Origin of the sequence: Dactylosporangium sp. NPDC049742 (assembly GCF_040674675.1) — a bacterium.
Taxonomy (GTDB): domain Bacteria; phylum Actinomycetota; class Actinomycetes; order Mycobacteriales; family Micromonosporaceae; genus Dactylosporangium; species Dactylosporangium maewongense.
This window is the reverse complement of record NZ_JBFANF010000144.1, coordinates 1-6,377: the sequence shown is the minus strand read 5'-3', so window position 1 is coordinate 6,377 and position 6,377 is coordinate 1. Positions and strand designations below refer to the sequence as shown.

Genomic DNA, 6,377 nt, shown 5'->3' with positions numbered 1-6,377 from the left:
CCGAGAAAACCGTGAAGAACCACCTGAACCACGTCTTCGCCAAACTCCACGTCCGCAGCCGCACCGAGGCCGTCGTACGGTGGAGCACGCCCGACCCGTAGCCGGAGGCTCCCGCTGACACCGTCAGTCGACGGTGGCGTACAGGATGATCATGGCGATGGAGAACAGGATGCCGAAGGTGCCGCAGAGGAGGCCGGCGAGGGCGAGGCCGCGCCGGTGGCCGGCGCCGGGGGCACCGAGCAGGGCGACGACGCCGAGCACGACGGCGACGATCCCGGCGATCACGCCGACCGGGCCGCAGGCGGCCGCGGGGAGCGAGAAGATGCCGAAGACGAGGGCGAGCACCGGCCCCACCGGCTGCGGGTCGGCCTTCGGCGGGGCGGGGGCGGCCGGCAGCGGGGGCAGGTCGCGGACGATGCGCAGCAGCTCGCCCCAGGTGCGGGCGGCGTAGGTGTGGCGCGTGCGGGCGTCGAACTCGGACAGGCTGAGCCGGCCCTCGGACAGGCAGGTGCCCAGGTGCGCCACGACGGCCTCACGGTCGGCGTCGGACGCCCGGAACGACGGCGACGGGTACATGTCATCGACCGTACTGCGGTCGGACAACAACGGAGGGTGACCGGGATGGCGGCATCGGGCGGTATGTGGGTGCCTTCCGAGGATGAGATCCGCGCGCTGCACGAGCGGCACGCGCCGGACCGGAACACGTTCGACCTGGTGTGGGCGCACTGCGTGACCGTGTGGCGCATCGCCGAGCGGCTGCTGCCGGCGGCGGCCGGCGTGGACCCGGCCCTGGTCAAGGCCGGTTGTCTGGTGCACGACGTCGGCGTCTACCGGCTGCGCGGCGACCCGTACATCAGGCACGGCGTGCTCGGGCACGAGCTGCTGCGCGAGGAGGGGCTGCCGGAGGCCCTGTGCCGGTTCTGCTCGTGCCACACGGGGGTCGGGATCACCCGCGCCGACGTGGCCCGGCAGGGGCTGCCGATCCCGCCCGGCGACTACGTCGCGGTGAGCGAGGAGGAGCGGCTCGTCATGTACGCGGACAAGTTCCACACGAAGAGCAGCCCGCCGCGGTTCGTGACCGCCGGCGACTACCGGCGTGACGTCGCGCGGTTCGGCGCGGACAAGGTGGCGTGCTTCGACGCGATGGTCGCCCGGTACGGCGAGCCCGACCTCACAGCGCTTCGACCGTGACGTCCAGCTCGTGCGGGGTGCGGGCGTCGACGGTGTACCCGAGCTCCCGCAGCGCCGTCGCGAGGGCGGCCGGGGTGCGCGGCCGGGCGCCCGCCAGCACCAGCGCGCGGACGATCCGGCCCTTGGTGGCCTTGTTGAAGTGGCTGACGACCTTGCCGCCGTGCAGGACGCGGACCGTGACGCCGTTGCGCGGGGTCCACGTCGAGGCGTACGCGGAGGAGCGCAGGTCCAGCACGAGGGCGTCGCCGGCTAGCTCGTCGAGGACCGGGGGCAGCGCAGCGCGCCAGTACGCGGCGAGGGGCCCGGCGGTCGGCAGGCGGACGCCGATCGAGCAGCGGTACGACGGGATCCGGTCGGCCGGGCGGACCGCGCCCCACAGCCCGGAGAAGATGAGCAGCTGCTTGCGGGCCCGGGCCAGCGCGGGCCCGGTGAGTGACGCGAGGCCGAGCGCGTCGTAGAGGACGCCGGTGTACAGCGCGGCGGCCGGGAGGGTCGGCGCGGTGCGCAGCAGCTCGTTGCGGGCGGCCTCGTCGGCCAGGCCCGGGGTCAGGCCGAGCGTGGTGAGGGCGAGCGCCGGGTCGCCGCTGAGCTTCACCAGGTCGTCGACGACGGCAGTGCGGGCACCGGACAGCGCGGGCAGCGACAGCCGGTCGAGATCCAGGGCCGCGCCGCGGCGCGGGGCGGCGGCCTTGCCCTCGGACGGTGGCAGCAGGATCAGCACCGCCCGAGGGTACAGCCGTCCTTACGCGTGCCGGCCCGACTGGACGAACGGCATGCCGTGGTGGTTGGTCTGGGCCAGCCGGCTGTTGAGGTTGCCGGCGTTGGCGATCTTGTCGTGGTACGCCTCGCGGCGGCGGGCGACGCAGCCCGTCGGTTTGTCGCTGATCGAGACGAGATCCGGGTCGAGGTGCGTGTTGAGGCCGTCGCGCAGCAGCATGAGCGCCTCGGCGCGCAGCTGCGACACCCGCGACTCGGTGACGCCCAGGTCGTGGGCGATCTCCATCATGGGCCGCTCCTGGAAGAAGTACCCCTTCACGACCTTCCCGAGCCGCTCCGGCAGCGCCTCGACGGCGTTGTGCAGGTAGCCGATCCGCTCGCGGTGCAGGATCAGGTCCTCCGGGCCGGCGGCCCGCTCCGGCACCATGTCCTCGGCGCAGCCGGCCGCGAAGCCCTGCAGCGACAGCACCGCCGCCCGCTGCACGTCGTCGTCGATCGCCTGGAGCTCGTCGACGCTGACGCCGAGCGCCTCCGCCAGCTCGTGGTTGGTCGGGGTGCGTCCGAGCGCCGCGGTCAGCTCCTGTTGCATCGCGTCCGCCTGCCTGGCCCTGGCCCGCACGGATCGGCTCGCCCAGTCCAGTCCGCGCAGCTCGTCGAGGATCGCGCCGCGGATTCGGGTCGTGGCGAAGCTGCCGAACGGGATGCCCCTGCTCGGGTCGAACGCCTTCGCGGCGCCGGCCAGGGCCGCCATGCCCGCGGAGACGAGGTCCTCGCGGCTGACGTGGGCGGGTAGGCGTCCGAGCGTCTGGCGCACCAGATGCCCGACGAGTGGCAGGTGCTCGCGGATCAGGTCCTCGAGCTCGCGGCCTTCCAACTGGACCTTGAGCGTGGCACCCTCAAGGGTCGCTGTCATCGGTTCCCCCTCGTGTCTGTGGTGAACCCCGTGCAGGCGGTCCACCTGCTGACACGAAGAACTTTCGACTACGAAGGGTGCTGGCACCGTCACTTTCGGGTGCCTTTTGGTTGCGAGACGGTGAGAGTGCTCAGATTCGGCGTGTCGCGACAACTCGCTCAGCGCGCCGATGCATTCGAACACCGGTACAGTCGCCCGCGATGAATCTTGTGCCGCTCGCACCCCGCCTACGCCGCGCCGCCCGCCAGCACTTCGGCTGGGACCAGTTGCGCGCGGGACAGCTTCCGCCGATGCGCGCCCTGCTCAAGCGGCGGGACGCGCTCGTGGTGTTACCCACTGGCGGCGGAAAATCAGCCATCTACCAGGTTCCGGCGATGCTGCTGCCCGGGCCCACTGTCGTCATCTCACCACTCCTCGCGTTGCAGCAGGACCAGATCGCCGGACTGAACCGCCGGGTCGCCGGGCAGGCCGTCAGGATCAGCTCGGCCGAGACGCCCAACCAGCAGCAGGCCGCGCTCGAGGCGTTGCGGGCCGGGACGGCCAGGTTCCTGTTCATCACGCCGGAGCAGCTCGGCAACCCGGCGCGCCTGGCGGAGGTCAAGGCGCTGCGGCCGAGCCTGGTCGCCGTCGACGAGGCGCACTGCGTCTCCGCGTGGGGCTACGACTTCCGCCCCGACTACCTGCAGCTCGGCCACCTCATCCGGGAGCTCGGCGACGGGCGGCACCGCCCGGTGATCGTGGCGCTGACCGCGACCGCGTCGCCGCCCGTACGGGCGGACATCACCGAGACGCTCGGGCTGCAGGACCCGTTCACGCACGTCGCCGGCCTCGACCGGGCCAACCTGGAGCTGTCGGCGGTGCACTGCACCAGCGACGAGCAGCGCTGGCAGCGGCTCCTGGCGCAGGTCCGCAAGGAGCCGCACCCCGGGATCGTGTACGCGCCGACGCGGGCGATCGCCGAGCAGTACGCGACCCGGCTCACCGAGCAGGGCGTCGAGGCGGTCGCGTTCCACGCCGGGCTCGCCGCCGGCGAACGCAACCGCCGGTACACCGACTTCATGGCCGACAAGATCCCGGTCATGGTCGCGACCAGCGCCTTCGGGATGGGCGTCGACAAGCCCAACATCCGCTGGGTGCACCACGTGGCGCTGCCCGACTCCCCCGACAGCTACCTGCAGGAGATCGGCCGCGCCGGCCGGGACGGCGCGTCGTCCCGCACGGTGCTGTTCTTCCGGCCCGAGGACGTGTCGCTGCAACGGTTCTTCGCCTCCGGCGCGCCGGACGGCCACGAGCTCACCCAGCTCGCCGCCGCCCTGCGGGAAGGGGCGGTGAGCCGGACCGCGCTCGCCACCCGCAGCGGCCTGCCGGCGCGCAAGGTGACGTCGCTGCTGAGCCTGCTCGAGCAGGTCGGCGCGGTCGAGGTCCTGCCCGGCAACAAGCTCGGCACGCCCCGCTACGCGCCCACGCCGGCGGAGGCGTCGCGGCTCGCGCTCGCCCAGTTCGAGCGCCACCAGACGCTGCGGCGGTCCCGGATCGACATGATGCGCCAGTACGCGGAGAGCGCCAACTGCCGCGGCAACGCGCTGCTCGCGTACTTCGGCGAGCAGGCCGAGCGCGCCTGCGGGCACTGCGACAACTGCGCCAACGGCACCGTCGTCGTGGATCCCGTGGTGCCGCACGTGCCGTGGTACCGGCGGCTGTTCCGGCGCCCGGCCGTGGCGGTGGCGGCGGACGAGGTCACGGTCGTCGACACCGGCCGGCCGTTCCCCGTCTCCAGCGAGGTCCGGCACACCGCGTGGGGCACCGGCACCGTGATGGCCTACGAGCAGGACCGGGTCGTGATCCTGTTCGAGGAGGTCGGTTACAAGACGCTGTCGGTGCCGATCGTGCAGAAGTCGAAGCTGCTGGAGCCCGCGTGACCCCGGCGCCCGCCGTTGGTCGGCGGGCGCCGCGGCGGGGCACGGCCGCGGTTGGCGGGCGCCGTCGCGGGGCACCGCTTAGGCTGGTCGCATGACCGAGCTGCCCGTCGACCAGCGTGCGTACAACCGCGAGCTCATCGCCGAGTTCCGGGCCGCGGGGCGGCGGCTGGGTGACCGGCCGCTGCTGCTGCTCACCACCACGGGCCGCAGGTCCGGCGCGCCGCACACCAGCCCGATGATGTTCATCCGGATCGACGACAAGATGTACGTCATCGCCTCCAACGCGGGCGCCGTCAACGACCCGGACTGGTTCCGCAACCTGGTCGCCGAGCCGGCCGTCACCGTCGAGGCGGAGGGCGAGGAGTACGCCGCCACCGCCCGCCCCGTCGCCGACGAGGACCGGCCCGTGCTGTGGACCAGGATCTGCGAGCGGTACCCGTTCTTCACCGACCACCAGAACGGCGTCGACCGCAGGATCCCGGTCGTCGAGCTGGTCCGCCCCTCGTACTAGGCGGGGCTGATCACCTTCTCGGGCTCGACGAACTCCCGGTCGGTCCCCGCCGCTTCGCCGTCCGGCCACCAGGAGTCGTCGCGGAACTCCTCGGGCAGCTCGTCCTCCCACGGGTCGAGCCCGCGCAGCTCGACCGCGTCGAACCACGCGTCCCGCCGCGATTCCGGCAGCCGCCCGCCGCACCACGGGCAGTACCCGATCACGACCATCGACGTGCCGCCGTCGCGGACGGGCAGCCCGTATTCGTCGAACCTCGCGTCATGGACGACGACCACGTCCGGGTCGTCCTCGCCGGCCTCGGACTCGGCCAGCGCCAGTTGGGCCCGCATTCCGTCGCAGCAGTGTTTGCGCACGGCACGCAGTATGGCGGGCGCGTCCTGTCGGGTGTCCGGCAGGCCCGCAACTGTCGTTTGAAGGATAGTCCAGGCCGCTGAGCACGGTATACGCTCGTTTCCACGGCAGTTGAACGGCTGGCACGTTTCCAGGATTCGACGCCCCCGACGGCGCCTTAGCGTCATCTGCGACACCGAACACCGAATCGCAAACACCCCCATCGCAATACCGAGAGGACCCACCATGAGCGAGTACGACGGCGGCGACACCGGCGCGGAATACGGCCACGTCGAGGCGGGCGAGAACCACGAGTCGCTGGACCAGCTGCACCAGGTCGACGCCAGCCAGAACAACTACGACTCGCAGTTCGGCGTGTACGAGCAGGACCACGCGTCGGCCGAGTCGACCTCGTTCGACCAGGGCCACCAGGTGTCGTACACCGACCCGAGCGGCGCGCACTACGAGGAGTCGGACTTCACGTCCTACGACCACTCCGCCGCCGAGACCGACCACGTCTTCGCCGCCGAGGGCTCCGAGTCGGCGTCCTCCAGCGAGTTCCACCAGCTCGACGCGATCCGGGCGCAGCTCGACTCCGCCTTCAGCGAGGCCACCGTCATCGACACGGACACCCCGCCGTCGATCGCCGCCGGCTGACCTTCCCCGCTGTCGCTGTTCTCCGGCGCCGGCCCGCGGACCTTCCGCGGGCCGGCGTTCTGCGTCCGGCGGGCATGCGGGCCGGCGCCGCCCGGCGGGCATGCGGGCCGGCGCCGCCCGGCGGGCATGCGGGCCGGCG

9 protein-coding genes are annotated in these 6,377 nt (G+C 72.4%); 5 read left to right on the top strand and 4 right to left on the bottom strand.

The window, feature by feature from the left end:
- Positions 1-11: 11 nt before the first annotated feature.
- Entirely contained in the window at positions 12-101 is a 90-nt protein-coding gene (locus AB0J72_RS58700; RefSeq protein ID WP_363417937.1) for a hypothetical protein, read from the top strand.
- 22 nt (positions 102-123) lie between these two features.
- Here AB0J72_RS58700 and AB0J72_RS58695 read toward each other — a convergent pair whose 3' ends face one another.
- The gene (locus tag AB0J72_RS58695; protein ID WP_363417931.1) at positions 124-603 is read right to left on the bottom strand and encodes a DUF1707 domain-containing protein; all 480 of its coding nucleotides are present in this window, start codon (positions 601-603) and stop codon (positions 124-126) included.
- 36 nt (positions 604-639) lie between these two features.
- Between AB0J72_RS58695 and AB0J72_RS58690 the strand changes: the two genes are divergently transcribed.
- Complete coding sequence (locus AB0J72_RS58690; RefSeq protein ID WP_363417934.1) at positions 640-1,191, top strand: HD domain-containing protein; 552 nt, start codon at positions 640-642, stop codon at positions 1,189-1,191.
- On the opposite strand, the gene AB0J72_RS58685 is transcribed toward AB0J72_RS58690, so the two are convergent.
- Together AB0J72_RS58685 and AB0J72_RS58680 are read right to left on the bottom strand one after the other, a co-directional pair.
- Positions 1,172-1,912: a peroxide stress protein YaaA gene (locus AB0J72_RS58685; protein WP_363417928.1), complete on the bottom strand. Its 741-nt coding sequence runs from the start codon at positions 1,910-1,912 to the stop codon at positions 1,172-1,174. The genes AB0J72_RS58690 and AB0J72_RS58685 overlap by 20 nt on opposite strands.
- A 21-nt stretch (positions 1,913-1,933) precedes the next feature.
- On the bottom strand, positions 1,934-2,821 hold the full coding sequence (locus AB0J72_RS58680; protein WP_363417925.1) for a sigma-70 family RNA polymerase sigma factor: 888 nt from the start codon (positions 2,819-2,821) through the stop codon (positions 1,934-1,936).
- A gap of 200 nt (positions 2,822-3,021) precedes the next feature.
- On the opposite strand from AB0J72_RS58680, the gene AB0J72_RS58675 reads away from it, so the two are divergent.
- The gene (locus AB0J72_RS58675; RefSeq protein ID WP_363417922.1) at positions 3,022-4,740 is read left to right on the top strand and encodes a RecQ family ATP-dependent DNA helicase; all 1,719 of its coding nucleotides are present in this window, start codon (positions 3,022-3,024) and stop codon (positions 4,738-4,740) included.
- A gap of 91 nt (positions 4,741-4,831) precedes the next feature.
- Positions 4,832-5,251: a nitroreductase/quinone reductase family protein gene (locus tag AB0J72_RS58670; protein WP_363417919.1), complete on the top strand. Its 420-nt coding sequence runs from the start codon at positions 4,832-4,834 to the stop codon at positions 5,249-5,251.
- On the opposite strand, the gene AB0J72_RS58665 is transcribed toward AB0J72_RS58670, so the two are convergent.
- The gene (locus AB0J72_RS58665) at positions 5,248-5,580 is read right to left on the bottom strand and encodes a hypothetical protein (protein ID WP_363417916.1); all 333 of its coding nucleotides are present in this window, start codon (positions 5,578-5,580) and stop codon (positions 5,248-5,250) included. The two genes, AB0J72_RS58670 and AB0J72_RS58665, sit on opposite strands and share 4 nt — an antisense overlap.
- Before the next feature lie 247 nt (positions 5,581-5,827).
- Between AB0J72_RS58665 and AB0J72_RS58660 the strand changes: the two genes are divergently transcribed.
- Positions 5,828-6,238, top strand: a complete 411-nt coding sequence (locus AB0J72_RS58660; RefSeq protein ID WP_363417914.1) for a hypothetical protein — start codon at positions 5,828-5,830, stop codon at positions 6,236-6,238.
- The last annotated feature ends 139 nt before the right edge of the window (positions 6,239-6,377 follow it).

Excerpts from the sequence above, each read along its gene's own strand:
- AB0J72_RS58690 (WP_363417934.1), top strand. The coding sequence starts at position 640 with ATGTGGGTGCCTTCCGAGGATGAGATCCGCGCGCTGCACGAGCGGCAC.
- AB0J72_RS58680 (WP_363417925.1), bottom strand. The coding sequence starts at position 2,821 with ATGACAGCGACCCTTGAGGGTGCCACGCTCAAGGTCCAGTTGGAAGGC.
- AB0J72_RS58675 (WP_363417922.1), top strand. The coding sequence starts at position 3,022 with ATGAATCTTGTGCCGCTCGCACCCCGCCTACGCCGCGCCGCCCGCCAG.
- AB0J72_RS58670 (WP_363417919.1), top strand. The coding sequence starts at position 4,832 with ATGACCGAGCTGCCCGTCGACCAGCGTGCGTACAACCGCGAGCTCATC.
- AB0J72_RS58665 (WP_363417916.1), bottom strand. The coding sequence starts at position 5,580 with ATGCGGGCCCAACTGGCGCTGGCCGAGTCCGAGGCCGGCGAGGACGAC.
- AB0J72_RS58660 (WP_363417914.1), top strand. The coding sequence starts at position 5,828 with ATGAGCGAGTACGACGGCGGCGACACCGGCGCGGAATACGGCCACGTC.